Origin of the sequence: Nocardia sp. NPDC057668, assembly GCF_042799795.1 — a bacterium.
Taxonomy (GTDB): domain Bacteria; phylum Actinomycetota; class Actinomycetes; order Mycobacteriales; family Mycobacteriaceae; genus Nocardia.
The window spans coordinates 398,501-415,710 of sequence record NZ_JBHVIC010000001.1 but is presented as its reverse complement, the minus strand read 5'-3'; the positions used below and the strand labels follow the sequence as shown (position 1 = coordinate 415,710).

Here is a 17,210-nt window from a genome sequence, read left to right as displayed (position 1 = left end):
AGTTGCTGATAGCTCTGATGTTGCTAAAGCCTGAGTGGGTACGCCTGCAGGGATCGGTCGACATGGCATCGACGGATTGCTTCGCCTCGTTACGCGACACGCGGCCCGGCTGAGAAAACCGACCGGCAAACCCGCTGTCGAGCAATGCGCCCTACTGCCGCGGCGGGGCCGAGATTCGAATGGCCCGCTGCCGCAGTGGGTTGCGTGTATTCGGCTCGCGCAAGGGAATTGGCAAGTGGCGCGCCGGGACGTGTGGCTGTGCGCATAGACTGCGCGCGGTTGCTCGAGTGTTGAGGGGTTTGTAGTGCGTGTGCCAGCGGATGATGCGGTGTCGGGCCGCGGTATCGGGCGTCGTGGGTTTCTGGTCGGGGCCGGTGTGCTGGCGGGGCTGGGCGGGGCCGCCGCTCTGGGCGGGGCGGCGGTGCTCGGGGGCGCACGACGGGCGCGGGCGGCGTTGCCGATCGGCCGGCTGGAAGACGGTGCGGCAGTGCCGATCTTGGTGATCGGCGCCGGGTACGGCGGTGCGGTCGCGGCGTTGCGGCTCGCGGAGGCCGGGCACGACGTCACGATCGTCGAACAGGGTATGGCCTGGGATACGCCGGGGCCCGACGGCAAGGTCTTTTCCGGGACCGTGCCCGCCGACGGCCGATCCTCCTGGCTGTCGACGACGACCGATCAGCCGACCGATCATCTGCTCGGTATCCCCATCAACATGCCGGTCGAGCGGTACACCGGCGTGCTCGCCGCCGAGCATTTCGGGGGTATCCGGGTGTATCAGGGCCGCGGTGTGGGCGGGGGTTCACTGGTCAACGGTGGAATGGCGGTGACACCGCGCCGCGAGTTCTTCCACGAGATCCTGCCGTCGGTCGATCCCGGCGAAATGTACGACACCTACTATCCGCGTGCCAACGCCGCGTTGCGGGTGAACCGGATCGACGAGGAGTGGTTCGAGAGCGCGCCGTGTTACGAGTACGCGCGGGTCGGCCGGGCATTGGCTGCGGGCGCGGGCTTTTCGACCACGTTCGTGCCGAACGTGTACGACTTCGACTATATGAAGCAGGAGCAGGCCGGGACGGTTCCGCTGTCGGCGCTGAACAAGGAATCGTTGTACGGCAACAACTTCGGTAAGCAGGGTCTGGACAAGACCTATCTGGCCGCGGCCGCCGCGACCGGCCGGGTGACCGTCGTTCCCCTGCACGTCGTCGCCGTCGTGGCCCCGGCTCCCGCTGGCGGCTACCAGGTGCGAATGGACGAGATCGGTACCGACGGTCACGTCATAGCCACCAAAACGGTTGTCGCGCAGCATGTTTTCTTCGCCGCGGGCAGCGTCGGCACGAGCAAGTTGCTGGTCACGCAGAAGGCGACCGGGGCGTTGCCGAACCTGCCGGACTCGGTGGGGTCCAATTGGGGCAACAACGGCAACGTGATGGCCGCCAGGCAGAATCGGCTCGACGATCCGACCGGGATCAACCAGTCCACCATCACCGCCCTCGGTATCGACAATTGGGACGACACGGCGGGTCAGGCGTTCGTCGAAATCACCTCGTTCCCCATCGGTGTCGAGACCTTCGTCAATATGCATTTGGCAATCACCAAGAATCCGAATCGTGGCGCCTTCAGGTTCGACGAGGCCACCGGCCGGGTTGACCTGGATTGGCAGACGGCGTGGAACCAGCCGAGCATCGACGCGGCCAAGCGCGTCCTCGACCCGATCAACGCCAGCGCGGGAACCACCTACCGGGACGATCTGTTCGGCGACGGAAAGATGTGGGGGGACGATTTCGCCTACCATCCACTCGGTGGCTGCGTGCTGAACGAGTCGACCGACAACTACGGGCGCTTGACTTCGTATCCGGGCCTGTATGTCATCGACAGTTCGCTCATTCCCGGATCGACCACCGTGAATCCGTTCGTTACGGTGACGGCGTTGGCGGAACGCAATATCGACGCGATTATCGCGGGCGATCTGGGGCGGCGCTGACCGACTCGCTCGCCGGCGTTGCGAGATGGCTTCGGGCGAATCGGCAACGTCGACCGATCGGACCTCGTTGCACGCGGTAGTTTGAAGGCAAGTGCGGATATCCGGTATCTCGGTGGGACGGAAATGTCGACATGATGCCGGGAATCTCCGCAAACGTGCGGGTGAGCGGAAGCCGGGGCGCGAGATGGAATGGGTATTCGACGCCGAATTCCGCTGCGCCCCGGATCCTGCCGGGGCGATGAGCTGATGTCGCCCGCTGCTCCGGTCGGCGTGCTCGCGGCCGGGTGGTTCGATCGGATGATCGTGCAACCCGGCAAGCTGCCCCTCGCGATCCTGCTGCTGGCCTTCGTGTGCACGTTCCTGTTCATCCGCTGCAGCGTGCGCATGATTCGGGCGGGGGTGTCGTGGTGGCCCGGCAATGTCACCCCCGGCGGTCTGCACATCCACCACATGGTGTTCGGCGTGATCTTCATGATCGTCGCCGGGTTCGGCGTGTTCGGCCCCGCCGGCGACCGCTCGCCGTGGCTCGAGCTCTGCGCGGCCCTGTTCGGGGTGGGCGCCGCCCTGGTGCTGGACGAGTTCGCCCTGATGCTGGATCTGAAGGATGTCTACTGGTCCAGTCAGGGCCGCGTCTCGGTGGACGCGGTGGTGATCGCGACCGCGGTGATAGCCCTGATGCTGTTGGGCGCGACCCCCCTCGGCGTCACCGACTCGTTCAGGGGCTGGCAGTTCCTGACCCTCCTGGTCCTGTTCCACGGTGCGATGGCCCTGATCACCCTCGCCAAGGGCAAGATCTGGACGGGCATGCTGGCCCTGTTCATCCCCCTGGTGGGCGTGGTGGGCGCGACCCGCCTGGCCCGCCCCCACTCACCCTGGTCCCGCTGGCGCTATACCCCCGGCTCCCCGAAAGCTGAACGCGCCCAACGCCGCGAGACCGACGAACGCTGGATGAACACCCTGAAGGACACCCTCTACAACGTGTTCGCCGGGCGGCCGAGCAGCTGATCCGTCGAGCCACGGTAGGTTCGACTGATCCGGTTGGACCGAAGGGGGTTCCGTGCGCATCGCGAGTGCGTTCCATGGCATCGACAGCCAGGGCGGGCCGAAGTCTTCGCCGGATCGAGTTCACGTCACCGACCCCGCCGAACGTGCAGCGGTTGCGAATTTCCTGGCCGGTGGCGCATTCGTGATGGGAACCAGCCGGCGCGGTGCGGACCTGCTCGATCCCGCACGGGGAGATGTGGTCCCGACCATCGACCGCACCGACGGCGTCTGGATCTGGCCGCACGCGATCCACTACTACCTGGTCGAGCACGCGGTCCCGCTCGAAGCCGACTTCCTGCACCACATTCGCGAATGTGGCTACGTAGCAACGAAACCCACCCCGCACCACGTCAGGGCCGCGATCCGCGCCGTGAACGAGGAGGCGTTCCAGCACTTGGGTCCCGATCCGGAGATCGTGATCGTCCGCCTGCAAGATTCCGACCTCGACGAGGTGGCGGTGTTCGCCGTCGACGAACGCCGATGCGCCGACCGCCGGGACTACCGGAAACAGGTCCTGGACGTGTCCGACTGGGTGGGCGCATCGGACTTCCATGCCACGTACGAGATGCGACAGGTCGCCCCGGACGAGGACGTTCGCCTTCCGAGCTGGGAGACCTACCGCGCGGGGCTGCGGTCGTCGCCGGACGGCGACCTCGACTCGCCGCCCTCGCGCTGACCCGCGTCGGTATCCGTCTCCCGGCGCGCCGCCCGCTCGCGGGAGCCCAGGATCCCGTACAGCAGTAGGTCTTCCAGGGACGTGGCGAACCCGTCGAGGTCGTCTATGTCGCGGATGCACATCGCGAACAGGGCCGCGCCGGCGACCGTGTCGAGGAAGGTGTTGGGGTCCAGGCCGGGGCGGGTGGGGGAGCCGGGGAGGTAGGTGGTCAGTTCCTCGCGGGTGGGGGTGTCCAGGCGGGCGGACAGTTTGCGGTAGAGGCTGGGGTCCTCGCGCATCTCTGCCATCAGGCCGGGCATCGCAGCGCGGGTTTCGGCGGAGCCGAAGAGCTGGATCGTGCCCCGGATTACCTTCCGGATCTCCGCGGGGAGATCGGGGGCGATTTTCTCCGAGCCCACGTCGGGGAATACCGCCTGGGCGATCAGGTGGGCCTTGGAGGGCCAGCGGCGGTAGATCGAGGGGCGGCTCACGCCTGCCCGGGCCGCGATCGCGTCGATCGACGTTGCGGCATAACCCTGTTCGACGAGGAGCTCGCGGGCGGCGTCGAGAACCGCGCGGTCCAGCGCGGGGTCGCGGTGCGGGCCCAGGCGGTGGCGTGCGGTCACGGAATTCGTCCTTGTCGGTGCGGGCTGAAGTCGTTACAGTCTGTCACATCAAAGTCGTTACATCGTGTAACTGCTGCGGACTCGAGGAGGAGTCGTGTCAGCTGCCCCGCAAGCCGTACCCGCGGACACATATGCGCCGGTACCGCTGCTGCAGGACAAGGTCATCGTGATCTCGGGCGTGGGACCCGGCCTGGGCTATTCGCTGGCCATCGAGGCCGCGCGCATGGGTGCGAATCTGGTGCTGGCCAGCCGCACCGAGAAGCGGATCGAATCGGTCGCCGAGGAGGTTCGCGCCCTGGGCCGCACCGTGCTGGTGGCGCCCACCGACATCACCGACGAGGCGCAGCGCGGCGCTCTCGTCGACCGCGCGCTCGGCGAATTCGAGCGGGTCGACTGCCTGATCAACAACGCGTTCGCCATCCCGCCGATGAACCCGATCACCACCATCGACCTGGACGCGCTGCGCACGGTGAACGAGACCAATGTGTTCGCCCCGCTGCGTCTTTCCGCTCTGTTCGCCGATGCGCTGGAGCGCTCGCGCGGCTCGGTGATCATGCTCAACTCGTGCGTGTCCTACAGCTCGCAGCCCGAATACTCCGGCTACAAGCTGTCCAAGGGCACACTGCAGCACCTGGCCTCGTCGCTGGCGACCGAACTCGGCCCGCGCGGCATCCGCGTCAACAGCGTCGCGCCGTCCTACATCTACGAGGACCTCAACAAGGCGTACTTCGACTGGCTCGCGAGCCAGGCCGGCGTCACCCACCAGGACATCTACCGGGAGAAGGCCGCCCCGACCGACCTCAAGCGCCTGGCCGGTCCCGAAGAGGTCGCCCGCGCCACCCTGTTCCTGGCCAGCGACCTCGCCACCGCGATCACCGGTCAGATGCTGACCGTCGACTGCGGCGAATTCCACCGATAACCCGGGAGTATTCATGAAGAAGCGAATTGTCCTGTGGGGCACCGGCGTCGTCGGCTCCATGGTGCTGACCGAGATCGCGAACCACCCGAACTTCGAACTGGTCGGCGTCGGCGTGAGCAACCCGGACAAGGTCGGCAAGGACGCCGGTGACCTGTGCGGCGGCGCGAAAACCGGTGTGCTGGCCACGAACTCGGTGGACGAACTGATCGCCCTGCGCCCCGACGCGGTCGTGCACTACGGCCCCACGGCCGCGCTGGCCGATGAGAACATCAGGGTCATCAGCAGTTTCCTGCGCGCGGGCATCGACGTGTGCTCGACCGCGATGACCCCGTGGGTGTGGCCGGCGATGAAGCAGCTGCCCGACGTGTGGCGCGATCCGATCACGCAGGCCTGCGAGGAGGGCGGCGCGTCCTGCTTCACCACCGGCATCGATCCCGGCTTCGCCAACGACCTGTTCCCGCTCACGCTCATGGGCCTGTGCGGCGAGGTCCAGTCGGTGCGCGCGTCGGAACTGCTCGACTACACCGACTACGAGGGCGATTACGAGCTGGAGATGGGCATCGGCCACCCGCCGGAGTTCAACGCGATGCTCGAGCACCCGGACATCCTGATCATGGCGTGGGGCGCGACCGTCCCGATGATCGCGGCCGCCGCGGGCATCGAGCTCGAGAACATCACGACCACCTGGGAGAAGTGGGTGACGCCCGAGGACCGGCAGTCGGTCAAGGGCGTCGTGAAGGCGGGCACCGTCGCCGCGATCCGTTTCACGATCAACGGCATCTACCGGGGCCGGGAAGTGATCACCCTGGAACACGTGAACCGCATCGGTCTCGACGCCGCACCCGAATGGCCTTCCGGCACAAAGGATGACGTCTACCGGGTGGATATCATCGGCTCCCCGTCGATCTCGCAGGAGACCTCGTTCCGCTTCACCGACGGGTCCGGTCGCACCCCCGCGGTCGCGGGCTGCCTGTCCACCGGCCTGCGCGCGCTCAATGCCGTGCCCGCGGTGAACGATCTGCCCCCGGGCTGGGTGACCGCGCTGGACCTGCCGCTGATCCCGGGTAAGGGCACGATTCGCTGAAATATCGCTCAGCGCACAGGAGTTGGGCTCTCGGCACGTCACTCGGACGTGCCGAGAGCTCGCTCCGCGTGTGGTCGCGTTACGACGCCGGTGATCCCGGGGCCGCCCAGCCCGCGTCGATCAGCTGCTTCGCCAGCTCGTCCGCCTGCCGAACGCCCGACCGGAATGCCACCGGCCAGGCGGTGATCAGGTCGGGTTTCGCCGTGAAGGCGTCGAAGATGGCGATCGTCTCGGCGTCGGGCCCGAACCGCACGACGGCCCCGGTCGCCGTGTTCGCGAGCTCGGCCCGAACCTGTTCCGGCGGATATCGATGCGCCAGTGGCTCGAGGACCAGCAGAACATCCGAGTCCGCCGCGAGGTCCGCGTTGGTGGGCGAGAAGAACCCGCCGTCGATGTAGCGCCGATCGCCGACCACGACGGGCGGAAACGATCCCGGAAAGGCCCGGCTCGCCGTGGCCGCCACGGCGAGCGGCACCCCGCTGCCGCTGTCCAGCACCTGCCGCTGACCGGTCGCGGTGTCCACGACGGCGATCCGCAGCCTGTCATCCGGCCAGTCCCGGCCGCCGAGCGACCATTGCATCGGCGCGATATGCGCAGGCAGCGCGGCCGGCTCCGCCATCGCCGCCCGCCCAACCCTGCGCCCCACCTCCTCGCGATCCGGCGTCCGGTCGAACAGCGCCGAGAAGGCGAGGCCGAGCAACGGGAAATTCAGCACGGGCGCGGGCGGAATCGGGCTCCCCGCCGGAAACGGCCCCTCGGCAACCGAGTTCGGGTCCTGCCCGGTGACCAGCGCGGCCCCGACAACGGCCCCCGCCGAGGTCCCGACCACCGAGTCCGCGGCCCCCAAATCGATACCCCCGCGCTGCAATTCGGCAGCAAGGCCCAACATCCAAGCGCCGCCGATGGCGCCGCCCCCACCCAAAACGATCGATCGCCGGACGCTGTCCCCGGAGGTTCGATCGACTATGCGACTGTCCATGCCGCGATCCTAATGATGAAGCCGCAGTTGCGCTTTGACCGCGGTTCCGGGTTCGCGTGGCCCGCGACGCTCTCGCCCGGTGGAATCGAGGGCCGGTCATCGACGACGCGGTCGGCCACGCCGCGCGGCTCCGATACCGCAGGGCGGCCGATGCGGCCGGCCGCCTCCTGCCGCGACGGCCGCCGTGGCGGATCCGGGAACGAGAACGGCTCTATCTGCCCACCGCCGCCCCGAGTCGGTTGCGCGGGTACGCGCTGAGCCACGGTCCCGCGCGAGTGCGGGAGGCGATGCCCCCGCGAATGGCCGATCAGGTCGGCCGGGGGTGGCTCTGGGTCCGGTAGGTTCCGGCACGGGAGCTGTTTCGGCGTGGTGCGCGGACGGCCGGGCGAAAACGGCCGGAAAAATCTTTCGCGCGCGATGTCGAGAACCGCCGCCCGGCTCCGTCCCCGCAGTGAAGACGGCCGAAACCGGTCGCATCGCACAGAGGAGATCATCATGGCCAAGTACCTGTTGCTCAAGCACTACCGCGGCGCCCCGGCCCCGGCCAACGACGTATCGATGGACAAGTGGACGCCGGAGGAGATGTCGGCGCACGTGCGCTACATGCAGGATTTCGCGGATCGGCTCGAGCAGACCGGCGAGTTCGTCGACGCCCAGGCGCTGGCGATGGAGGGCACGTTCGTCCGTTCGGACGGTCCCGGCCGTCCGCCGGTGACCGACGGCCCGTTCCCCGAGACCAAGGACCTCATCGCCGGCTGGATGGTGATCGACGTCGACAGCTACGAGCGCGCGCTGGAGCTGGCCGGCGAGCTGTCCGCGGCGCCGGGTGCGGGCGGCGAACCCATTCACGAATGGCTCGAGCTGCGCCCGTTCATGACCGAGCCGCCGACCATCACCGAGTGACGACGGTGGACCAGGTACTGCTGCGGACCCTGACTCCCACGGTGATCACCGTCCTCGTCCGCCGCGGCGCGGATTTCGCGGCGGCCGAGGACGCCGTGCAGGAAGCGCTGATCGAGGCTGTGCGGCGGTGGCCGGACGAGCCCCCGCGTGATCCGCGGGGCTGGTTGATCACCGTGGCGTGGCGCAAGTTCCTCGACGCCACCCGCGCCGACGCCTCCCGGCGGCAGCGCGAGGAACTGGCCGACGCCGAGCCCGATGCCGGACCGGTTGCGGCGGTGGACGATACGTTGCAGTTGTACTTCCTGTGCGCGCATCCCGCCCTGACGCCGGCGTCGGCGGTCGCGCTCACCCTGCGCGCGGTCGGCGGTCTGACCACACGGCAGATCGCCGAGGCGTACCTGGTCCCGGAGGCCACCATGGCGCAGCGCATCAGCCGCGCCAAGCGGACGGTCTCCGATGCCCGCTTCAACCGGCCCGGTGACCTGGCCACGGTCCTGCGCGTGCTCTACCTGGTCTTCAACGAGGGCTATTCCGGTGAGGTGGATCTCGCGGCGGAGGCGATCCGCCTCACCCGCCGGCTCGCGCTCATGACCCACGACGAGGAGACCGCGGGTCTGCTGGCCCTGATGCTGCTGCATCATGCCCGCCGGTCCGCCCGCACAGGTCCGGACGGCAGCCTGATCCCGCTCGCCGAGCAGGATCGCACGCGCTGGAACACCCGCCTGATCGCGGAGGGCGTCGACATCCTGCAGGCCGCCCTGGCCCGAGATCGCTTGGGCGAGTACCAATCCCAGGCCGCCATCGCGGCCCTGCACGCCGATGCCCGCTCCGCCGCGGAAACCGACTGGGTCCAGATCGTCGAGTGGTACGACGAACTGATCCGCCTCACCGACAGCCCGGTGGCCCGTCTCAATCGCGCGGTCGCGCTGGGCGAGGCCGACGGCGCCCGCGCGGGCCTGGCGGCGCTGTCGACCCTGGATCCGGCGCTGCCCCGCCACACCGCGGCGGCGGCCTACCTGCACGAACGCGACGGCAACCCCGGCACCGCCGCCCGCCTCTACGCCGAGGCCGCGCGGTCGGCCTCCAACACGGCCGAGCGGGACCACCTCACCCGCCAGGCCGCCCGGCTCAACGCGCTGATGCGCGGCTCGGTGGTAGGTGAATCCCCGGCCGACCGGACCGAACATGGTGGCGGACAGTCGAAGTGAGCCTCGACCATGGTGGCGACAGTCTAGGGTGCGAACAGCTGCGCCCGCCTGTCAGCGACCGAGCTCGGCCAGCTCCTCGTCCGTGAGCACGATCGAGGCCGCCCCCATGTTCTCCTCCAGATGCGCGACCGATCCGGTGCCCGGAATCGCGAGCGTCACCGGTGACAGCGCGAGCAGCCGGGCCAGCCCGATCTGCGTGGGCGTGGCGCCGTGCCGGTCGGCGATGTCGGCCAGGGCCGCGGTGTGATCGGTGCGGTGTCCACCGAGCGGGAAGAACGGCACGAAGGCGATATCGGCCTGCTCACACGCGGCCAGCACCGCGTCCTCGCTGCGCTCGATGACCTGAAAGTGGTTCTGTACGGCCGCAACCGGCGCGATGGCGCGCGCCTCGGTCAAATGGCCGACATCGATGTTGCTCAGTCCCAGATGCCGAATGAGCCCCGCTTCGCGCAGCTCTGCTAGCACCTCGAACTCGGCGGCCAGCGATTGCCCGTGCGGAACCGAGGTGGTCCCGGCGCGCAGATACACCAGATCCAGCCGATCGACCCCGAGCGATCGAAGATTGGCCCGCACCTGCGACCGCAGATCGCCGTCCGGCGTCTCCCACACCCCGCCCGGCCCGAACGCGGGGCTGACCTTCACCGCGATCGCCAGTTCGGGCGGATAGGGCGAAAGCGCCTGGCGTATCAGGTCGTTCGCCGCGACCGACTCGTCTCCGCTGCGGTAGTAGTCCGCCGTGTCGATGTGATCGACCCCGAGCTCGATCGCCCGCCGCAGCACCGTCCGTCCCGCGTGCGGATCTCGCGGCGGCCCCTGCCACCCGTGGCTGGACACCTGCAGTGCCCCGAATCCGATCCGCTTCACCGGCAGATCCCCGCCCAGGAGAAAACGGCTGGAAAAGGGTCGAGCGGACACCCGGTCTCCTTCCGGACAGATTCCGACGAAGCTCCACCGCGCGGTCTCGCCGAGCCACCGCACACTCTTCGAAACCTACCCAACCGCGCCGGGATTTGCGGGGAGCCGCAGCCGAACTCACGGGTGGGGTGCGGGCCCCGGCGGTCGATCGGCGTCGAGTCGCCGGGTCAGCGCGACGGCGGCGTTCGTGAGCCGCTCGGTCGGCCACCCGCCCGGGTTCTCCACCTGCGACACCATCGCCCCGCGTGAGGCCAGGAACAGCAGATCGGCGATGGGCGCGGGGTCCGGGATGCCGGCGGCCTCCAGCGCCCGGGTGATGCGCGCGTGCAGCCGATCGAGTTCGCGGTGCAGGGCCGCGAGCCGGTCGGCGTCGATCGTCTGCTCGCCGAGCAGCTGGACCAGGATCTTCGCCACCAGCGGGCTCGAGTCTCCGGCCCAGTCCAGGGCCCAGGCCGCGACCGCGCGCAGTTTGTCGGCGGGGGAGCCGGTGAGGTCCGCGATCTGGTTGTCCCATTGCGCGACAAGGGTTTCCAGGGTCAGGTCCAGCAGCTGGGTCCGGGTGCGGACGTAGTTGGTGACCAGGCTGGTCGAGCCGCCCAGTACGTCGGCGACCGCGCGCACGGTCAGTCCCGCCGTGCCGTGCTCGCGAACGATCCGCACCCCGGCCTCGCCGATCTGCCGTTTGCGGTCGGAGCTGTTCACTTCGATGGGCATCGCGGGATCCTCGCCTTGCGTCTGCGGTCGCTTCCGGCAACACTGTCATACAACAGCGTTGCATAACAGTGTTGTAGACAGCAGAGGAGTCCAGGCCATGAACCGGTTCATCACCGCCGTCTGTGCCGCGGCGATCGGGGTCGCGGCCGCGGTGACCGCGAGCGGTCCCGCGCAGGGCGATCCGGGGGCGGTCGACCAGGTCACCGATCTGGACCAGCGCATCCCCGGGAGCGCCACGGCCGAACGCGTCGTCTACACGACCCGGAACTCGCTGGGCGAACCGGTGCGGGCATCGGGCGCGCTGTTCGTACCGCGGGGCACGCCGCCGCCGGGCGGGTGGCCGGTGATCGCGTGGGAGCACGGGACGGTCGGCCGCGCCGACGCCTGCGCGCCGTCGGGCACCGATTTCACGTTCTATCGCCCCTATCTGGAAAACCTGCTGGCCCAGGGTTACGCCGTCGCGGCGACCGACTACATCGGCCTGGGTACCCCGGGCGAGCACGCGTATCTCGACGGCCGGGCCGCCGCCCAGGCGTCGATCGACATGGTTCGCGCGGCACGGGCCGCCGACCCGACCCTGTCGAGCCGCTGGGCGGCGGCGGGCCATTCACAGGGTGGCCACGCCGCGCTGTTCACCGCCTCGATCGCCGCGGTCTACGCGCCCGAACTCGACTACCGCGGCGCGGTGGCCTTCGCGCCCGGTGCCAGCATCACCGACACGATGCTGCTGCTGGGCCGCCCGGGCACGCCCGACATCCTGCCCGCGGGCATGAAGACCTACACCGCGTACGTGCTCGGTGGTGTGCGGGCCGCCCGCCCCGCCTTCGATCTCGATGCCTACCTCACCCCGCTGGGCCGCCGCATCGTCGCCGACGGCGCTCGGCTCTGCTACGACGACATGACCGCGACCCTCGAGGGCGTCTCGATGGCCGACATGTTCGCGAAACCGCTGTCCGAGGGCGATTTCGAGGCGGTGGCGCGTCCGGTGCTGGACGTGCCGCTCACCGGGTACACCCGGCCGCTGCTGATCGTTCAGGGCACCAACGACATCGACGTCCCGGCGCCGATGGTCTGGCGACAGGCCGCCGAATTGCGTGCTGCCGGAGTGGAGTTCACCATCACCGACTACCCGGGCTACGACCACATGCAGGCGCTGGACGCCACGCACGCCGAGGTGAATCCCTATCTGGCGAGCCTGTTCCGTTAGTGACGCGGCGTTCGGAATAGCGCGATCGCGGGATGTTCGGCGCGAGCGCCACCTCGCGGCCGTGTCGGTACATCGGGACCGCGATGCTGTGCACCTGACTTCGGGCACGAAAACCCCACGGCATCTGTCTCAGACAATATATGGTCGACCTGGTGGCCCGGGTCGGTGACCCGTACCGAGCGGAGGTGGCGTTGAGCGGCAGGATCCCGAAGTCCCGCGTGGTGCGCGGCGGCAAACTGGGCCGGTTGGCCGCGGAGCAGGCCGTGCGCGGGGCAGGCACCCGGTTGTCGATGATCGGCCGGTCGGACCGGGCGCGCTCGATACTCGCCGAACGGTCGACCATGCAGGCGGCCGAACAGCTGGTCGACGTCCTGGGGTCGATGAAGGGCGCGGCCATGAAGCTTGGGCAGATGCTCTCGGTGCTCGACCTCGACCTGATTCCGCATTCGCACCGCGAGCGCTTCCGGGAAAAGCTTGCGGCACTGCGGGATCAGGCCCCGGCGGTGTCGTTCGGGGATATGCGGGCGGTCATCGAGGCGGATCTGGGGCCGCTGGGGAGTGTGTTCGCCGACTTCGACGAGACGCCGGTGGCGGCGGCCTCGGTGGGGCAGGTGTATCGCGCGGTGCTGCGCGACGGGCGGGTCGTAGCGGTCAAGGTGCAGTATCCGGGTGTCGATGTCGCGGTCCGGGCGGACATGAAGAACCTCGCGCTTTTCGCGAAGCTGGGCACGCCGTTCTGGCCGACCCTGAAGAATCACGCCATCTTCGAGGAGATCACCCGCAACATCGAGGGCGAACTCGACTACGTGCTGGAGGCGCGGACCCAGCACGAGGTGGCGGGCCGGTACCGCGATCATCCGTTCATCACCGTGCCCGACAGCGTCGTCGAGCTGTCGACCCCGCACGTGCTGGTGACCGAGTTCTTCGAGGGCATGGGCTTCGAGGAGATGCGCGAACTGCCCGCGGCCGAACGGGATCGGATCGGCGAGCTCGCCTATCGCTTCTATGTCGGGTCGATGTACCGGCACCACGAGTTCTGCGGCGATCCGCACCCGGGCAATCTGCTGCGCGGCGCGGACGGGCGGATCGCCTTCCTCGATTTCGGGCTGTACAAGACGATGGACCCGGTCAATGTCGAACTCGAACGGCAGATCGTGCGGGCGGCCGGGGAGGAGCGAGCCGAGGATCTGTACGACCTGCTCGTCGCGCACGAGATCGTCGACCCGGAAGCGGGAATCGGGCCGCAGGATTGTCTGGAGTACATCTGGTCCGCCGCCGCATGGCATCTGCTGCCCGAGCCGCTGACCATCACACCCGAATTGGCCACCGGTGCGATGGTTCTCGCGATCGACCCGCGCGCGGCCCGCTTCGCCGGAATGCGGCAGCAGCAGTTCCCGCCCGAACACGTGTTCTCCCGCCGCGCCGATTTCTTCACCTTCGGCCTGCTCGGGCAGTTGGGTGCGACGAACAACTGGCACGCCATCGCGCGGGAGTGGATATACGGTGAGCCGCCCACGACCGAGATCGGCCGGGCGATCGCCGAGTGGCAGCGAGCGAGGGTGTAGCGGTTCAGGATTCGGTGTTCGCGAGCACCGATTCGCCGATCTCGCGGAACCACATGCGGATGCTGTCGCTCAGGATGGTGGCGGACTGCTCGGCGGTGACCACGTCGGCGGCCCGGCCGGCGGCGAGGCCGGTGCCCATCGCGATGAGCGCGACCACGGCGCGATCCATCTGCGGGCCACTCGCCTCGACGCCCTCGGGCGCGAAATCCTCGAACAGCGTGCGGCCCGACTCCACGATTTTCATGGCGGTTTCCCGGGTGCGGGCGTGCTGCTCGGGGTCGCGCAGCACGCTGAGGGCGTACTCGGCGAACAGCGTGGACAGCGCGACCTCGCTGGAAAGGCGGGCCCACCAGGTGGAGATGACGACCAAGCGAGCGTCCAGCCCGGCGGGCGCGGCCATGAGATCGCTCATCAGGCGGGCGAGTTCGGCCGAGGAGCGGCGGCGCAGCACCTCGAGGCACAGCGATTCCTTGTTGTCGAAATTGCTGTACACCGCGCCGATGGTGCGACCGGCCTCCGCGGCGATGGCCGCGATCGAGGTGGCGTAGTAGCCGTCGCGCAGGAAGAGCTCTTCGGCCGCGTCGATCAGGTTGTCCCGGGTTTGCGCCTGGCTTTCCGCGCGGGTCAATACCTTTCGGGCAGCCACTGTGTCAGACCCTCCATCGCTCGTTCGCCCACCGAAACGCCCTGTCGGATAACCATGCACTTTGAATAGTTCTGGTACTCGAATGCTAGCGGATTGCCCAGGTCGGCGGGCGCGACACCACGGGCCGTGCCGGTTCGCGGGCACGGCCGCCGCGCGTGCCGGGATTACGGCAGAATGCGTCCATGAGTTCGTTCGGTCTCGCGGTGATCGCCGATACCGCCACCGCGTCCGACGCTGCCGGGATGGTCGAGAACGTGCACCGCGCGGCCGCCGCCGCGGGGGTCTCCGCAGGCGAGGTGCTCGTGGAACCCGTACGGCGGGTGGGGGATTGGTGGCGTGTCTGCGCCTATCTGCCGTCCGCGTCCTCGGGTGCCACCGACCTCTTCACCGGCGTGCGCACCGCGCGCGTGGCGGCTGCCGACGACTTCGACGAGCACGGCTGCGCCTGGACCACCTGGCGCATCACCGATTCCGTACCCGAACTCGTCTACCGAAAGTTCCTGCCCCCACCCGGGACGCTCCCGCAGGAATGCGATGACGCCGCCGACGACCGGGCCGACCGCCCGGCGACCCTCGCCATGGCACAACTCTGGGATGCGAACCCGGGCAGGGTCATCGCGGTCGAGCGGCGCTTCGAGGAGATGTCCGACAACCGGGGCGAGGCCGGAACCCCGTTCCTGCCGTGGATAACGGCTCTCGGGCTGTGGTGGCCCGGCGATCGCTACGTTCCCGAGGAACTGCGCGACCCGGTCGATTCGTAGGGAATCTGCTGCGGTGACAATGGATTCGCGTCGCTGACCGGCCGGCTGGACTTCATCGAGGATCCCTACCCCCTTGACGTTCGGGTGCGGCCGGGGACGTTCGCTACCGTGATCGGCATGACGACGCTCTATGTCCCCGCTCGATTCAACGGCCCGCCCGACTCGGGGAACGGCGGGTACGTCGCCGGGCTGCTGGCCGAGACCCGGGACGAGGAGATCGTCACGGTGGTGTTGCGGAACCCGCCGCCGCTGGAGACGCCGCTGCGGGTCGAGGGCGGTGATCTGTTCGACGGGGAGAGTCTGATCGCGCGGGCGGCGGGGGGAGTGTTCGAGCGTGCCGTACCCGCGCCGGTTTCCCGGGCCACGGCCGCCGCCGTGAGCTGGGAGCCCAACGACAGCGAACTGTTCGGGCGCTGTTTCGTCTGTGGCAGCCTGCGCACCGACGGTCTGCGGATCGAGTCCGGGCCGGTCGGCGACGGTGTCGTGGCAGCCCCCTGGACCCCGGACGGCACCGTGCCGATCGGGCCGCCGCTGCTGTGGGCGGCCATGGACTGCCCCGGCGCCTGGACCATCCCCGAGCTCCTCGCGCGCCCCGCTGTCCTGGGCTCCATGACCGCGACCGTGCTGGATCACCCGGCCCCCGGCGAGCCCTGCGTCGTGGTCGGCGCGCTGCACGCCGAAGAAGGCAGGAAGGTGCGCACCGCCACCGCCCTCTACGGCGGTGACAACCGCCTGCTGTCCCGCTCGGAACAGGTCTGGATCCGATTGGCCGCCAACTGAATCCGGCGGGCCGCGCGCTCGGCGGCGCTAGTGTACCGGGTTACCCGCCGTGGTTCGCCCGGCCCGCACCCACGCGACCGCGAAGGCGGCGGTGAACGCCAGGTGCACCACCAGGAACACCGCGGCCAGGTCGCGGGCCTCCCCGCTGGCCACACCCCAGACGTCGTTGCCGGCCACGACCCCGAATCCCACGAGGTTGGCCAGCAACACGGTGTTCCGAATGGACCCCGGCGCCGCCGACCGCGACATCAGGTTCAGCACCGCCACCCCGAGGAACGGCCCGCTCAACAGCCGAAGCAGCGCAACCAGTTCCGGTGAGGCGTCCTCCGGCACGGCGTCCACCCCGAATTGGACCGGAACGATGAGCAACGCGAGCCCGATGATCGCCAAATAGACCCCGGCTGCGATGAGTAGCGCTTTGACCACGGTGGACAACCTCCCGGTATTCGCCTGATTTGTCAGTACCGCCCCAGCCCTCTCTCAAACCTGCGGCAGGTGGTCGATGGCGCGGTTCGGCCGACCTGCCCGGGGCACCAGGTGCTGGGCGAGTTCGTATTTCAGGGAGCAGGGCCGCGACCAGCGCCTCGGTCGGCGACGCGGCCACGCAACTCCGTCCTCGACCGGCTGGGACCGGCCAGTCATCGGGCGAGGTTCGGGTGGGTGCCGCGGCAGCCCCCTCGAGACACGCCATTCGCACGATTCGGACACCGTGCGCCTCGCCTCCGGCCCGTTGTCGCCCGTGGCGCGTACGCTCACCCTTCATGCCGACCGGCGGTAGCAAACAGGTTCGCGCCGCGCGCAAGCGCAAGAAGCGGATGGCGCGCGTCACCCACGATCTCACCGACGCGCAGTGGGCCGCGCTCAAGGCGTCCTGGGGTGGTTGCGCGTACTGCGGGGCTCCGGACGGGTCGCCGCAGAAGGACTGCGTGCAGGCCATTTCACGCGGTGGCCGCTACACACTCGGAAATGTCGTGCCCGCGTGTGGATCGTGCAACGCGAGCAAGTGCAACGCCGAGGTGACCGGCTGGTTGCGGCGCAAGAAGCTCGACGAACGCTCGTTTCTCGTGCGCCACTACGAGATATCGGCCGAGCTCACCGGCCGGTTCGTGCTCGATGGCCCGGTCGATGAATCTGCCGGTGAGGTGGAGCCCGTCTGACCGCTCGTCCGACGCCGGCTGCTCGAGTGCGTTGCGAGATAGGCTGTAAGCGAGCGATTTTCGTTG

The 17,210-nt window shown here is 68.9% G+C and carries 18 protein-coding genes; 12 read left to right on the top strand and 6 right to left on the bottom strand.

All coding sequences use genetic code 11. The features are described 5' to 3' along the window. The first annotated feature begins 304 nt into the window (after positions 1–304). From ACFVBH_RS02080 to ACFVBH_RS02070, 3 genes are all read left to right on the top strand, one after another. Entirely contained in the window at positions 305–1,981 is a 1,677-nt protein-coding gene (locus ACFVBH_RS02080) for a GMC oxidoreductase (protein WP_378998946.1), read from the top strand. Positions 1,982–2,170: 189 nt separating this feature from the next. Continuing rightward, entirely contained in the window at positions 2,171–2,986 is an 816-nt protein-coding gene (locus ACFVBH_RS02075; RefSeq protein ID WP_378998944.1) for a hypothetical protein, read from the top strand. A gap of 52 nt (positions 2,987–3,038) precedes the next feature. Then, positions 3,039–3,701: a hypothetical protein gene (locus tag ACFVBH_RS02070; RefSeq protein ID WP_378998942.1), complete on the top strand. Its 663-nt coding sequence runs from the start codon at positions 3,039–3,041 to the stop codon at positions 3,699–3,701. Here the strand turns inward: ACFVBH_RS02070 and ACFVBH_RS02065 are convergent. Further along, positions 3,641–4,306: a helix-turn-helix domain-containing protein gene (locus ACFVBH_RS02065; RefSeq protein WP_378998940.1), complete on the bottom strand. Its 666-nt coding sequence runs from the start codon at positions 4,304–4,306 to the stop codon at positions 3,641–3,643. The genes ACFVBH_RS02070 and ACFVBH_RS02065 overlap by 61 nt on opposite strands. Positions 4,307–4,400: 94 nt before the next feature. On the opposite strand from ACFVBH_RS02065, the gene ACFVBH_RS02060 reads away from it, so the two are divergent. Next, the gene (locus ACFVBH_RS02060; protein WP_354985354.1) at positions 4,401–5,225 is read left to right on the top strand and encodes an SDR family oxidoreductase; all 825 of its coding nucleotides are present in this window, start codon (positions 4,401–4,403) and stop codon (positions 5,223–5,225) included. Positions 5,226–5,238: 13 nt separating this feature from the next. Further along, positions 5,239–6,309 carry a dihydrodipicolinate reductase gene (locus ACFVBH_RS02055; protein ID WP_378998938.1) on the top strand — a complete coding sequence of 357 codons (1,071 nt, stop codon included), beginning with the start codon at positions 5,239–5,241 and terminating at the stop codon, positions 6,307–6,309. Between the two features lie 79 nt (positions 6,310–6,388). Here the strand turns inward: ACFVBH_RS02055 and ACFVBH_RS02050 are convergent, their stop codons facing one another. Next, on the bottom strand, positions 6,389–7,288 hold the full coding sequence (locus tag ACFVBH_RS02050; RefSeq protein ID WP_354985356.1) for a patatin-like phospholipase family protein: 900 nt from the start codon (positions 7,286–7,288) through the stop codon (positions 6,389–6,391). A 495-nt stretch (positions 7,289–7,783) separates the two neighbouring features. Between ACFVBH_RS02050 and ACFVBH_RS02045 the strand changes: the two genes are divergently transcribed. Both ACFVBH_RS02045 and ACFVBH_RS02040 read left to right on the top strand, forming a co-directional pair. Continuing rightward, entirely contained in the window at positions 7,784–8,191 is a 408-nt protein-coding gene (locus ACFVBH_RS02045; RefSeq protein WP_354985357.1) for a YciI family protein, read from the top strand. A 5-nt stretch (positions 8,192–8,196) separates the two neighbouring features. Then, complete coding sequence (locus ACFVBH_RS02040; RefSeq protein WP_379001558.1) at positions 8,197–9,399, top strand: RNA polymerase sigma factor; 1,203 nt, start codon at positions 8,197–8,199, stop codon at positions 9,397–9,399. A 51-nt stretch (positions 9,400–9,450) separates the two neighbouring features. Here ACFVBH_RS02040 and ACFVBH_RS02035 read toward each other — a convergent pair whose 3' ends face one another. Continuing rightward, positions 9,451–10,314 (bottom strand): aldo/keto reductase, encoded by an 864-nt coding sequence (locus tag ACFVBH_RS02035; protein WP_378998936.1) that lies wholly within the window; start codon positions 10,312–10,314, stop codon positions 9,451–9,453. Between the two features lie 117 nt (positions 10,315–10,431). Continuing rightward, positions 10,432–11,028 (bottom strand): TetR/AcrR family transcriptional regulator, encoded by a 597-nt coding sequence (locus tag ACFVBH_RS02030; protein WP_378998934.1) that lies wholly within the window; start codon positions 11,026–11,028, stop codon positions 10,432–10,434. A 97-nt stretch (positions 11,029–11,125) separates the two neighbouring features. Here ACFVBH_RS02030 and ACFVBH_RS02025 point away from each other — a divergent pair, with 97 nt between their 5' ends. Both ACFVBH_RS02025 and ACFVBH_RS02020 read left to right on the top strand, forming a co-directional pair. Continuing rightward, the gene (locus ACFVBH_RS02025) at positions 11,126–12,235 is read left to right on the top strand and encodes a lipase family protein (protein ID WP_378998932.1); all 1,110 of its coding nucleotides are present in this window, start codon (positions 11,126–11,128) and stop codon (positions 12,233–12,235) included. A 191-nt stretch (positions 12,236–12,426) separates the two neighbouring features. Then, entirely contained in the window at positions 12,427–13,800 is a 1,374-nt protein-coding gene (locus ACFVBH_RS02020; RefSeq protein ID WP_379001556.1) for an ABC1 kinase family protein, read from the top strand. A gap of 4 nt (positions 13,801–13,804) precedes the next feature. Here ACFVBH_RS02020 and ACFVBH_RS02015 read toward each other — a convergent pair whose 3' ends face one another. Then, the gene (locus ACFVBH_RS02015) at positions 13,805–14,446 is read right to left on the bottom strand and encodes a helix-turn-helix domain-containing protein (RefSeq protein WP_354985361.1); all 642 of its coding nucleotides are present in this window, start codon (positions 14,444–14,446) and stop codon (positions 13,805–13,807) included. A 182-nt stretch (positions 14,447–14,628) separates the two neighbouring features. On the opposite strand from ACFVBH_RS02015, the gene ACFVBH_RS02010 reads away from it, so the two are divergent. Both ACFVBH_RS02010 and ACFVBH_RS02005 read left to right on the top strand, forming a co-directional pair. Further along, on the top strand, positions 14,629–15,207 hold the full coding sequence (locus ACFVBH_RS02010) for a hypothetical protein (RefSeq protein WP_378998929.1): 579 nt from the start codon (positions 14,629–14,631) through the stop codon (positions 15,205–15,207). 117 nt (positions 15,208–15,324) lie between these two features. Next, positions 15,325–15,987, top strand: a complete 663-nt coding sequence (locus tag ACFVBH_RS02005) for a hypothetical protein (RefSeq protein ID WP_378998927.1) — start codon at positions 15,325–15,327, stop codon at positions 15,985–15,987. A 27-nt stretch (positions 15,988–16,014) separates the two neighbouring features. On the opposite strand, the gene ACFVBH_RS02000 is transcribed toward ACFVBH_RS02005, so the two are convergent. Continuing rightward, entirely contained in the window at positions 16,015–16,413 is a 399-nt protein-coding gene (locus ACFVBH_RS02000; protein ID WP_378998924.1) for a hypothetical protein, read from the bottom strand. 335 nt (positions 16,414–16,748) lie between these two features. On the opposite strand from ACFVBH_RS02000, the gene ACFVBH_RS01995 reads away from it, so the two are divergent. Next, complete coding sequence (locus ACFVBH_RS01995) at positions 16,749–17,144, top strand: HNH endonuclease (protein ID WP_378998921.1); 396 nt, start codon at positions 16,749–16,751, stop codon at positions 17,142–17,144. The last annotated feature ends 66 nt before the right edge of the window (positions 17,145–17,210 follow it).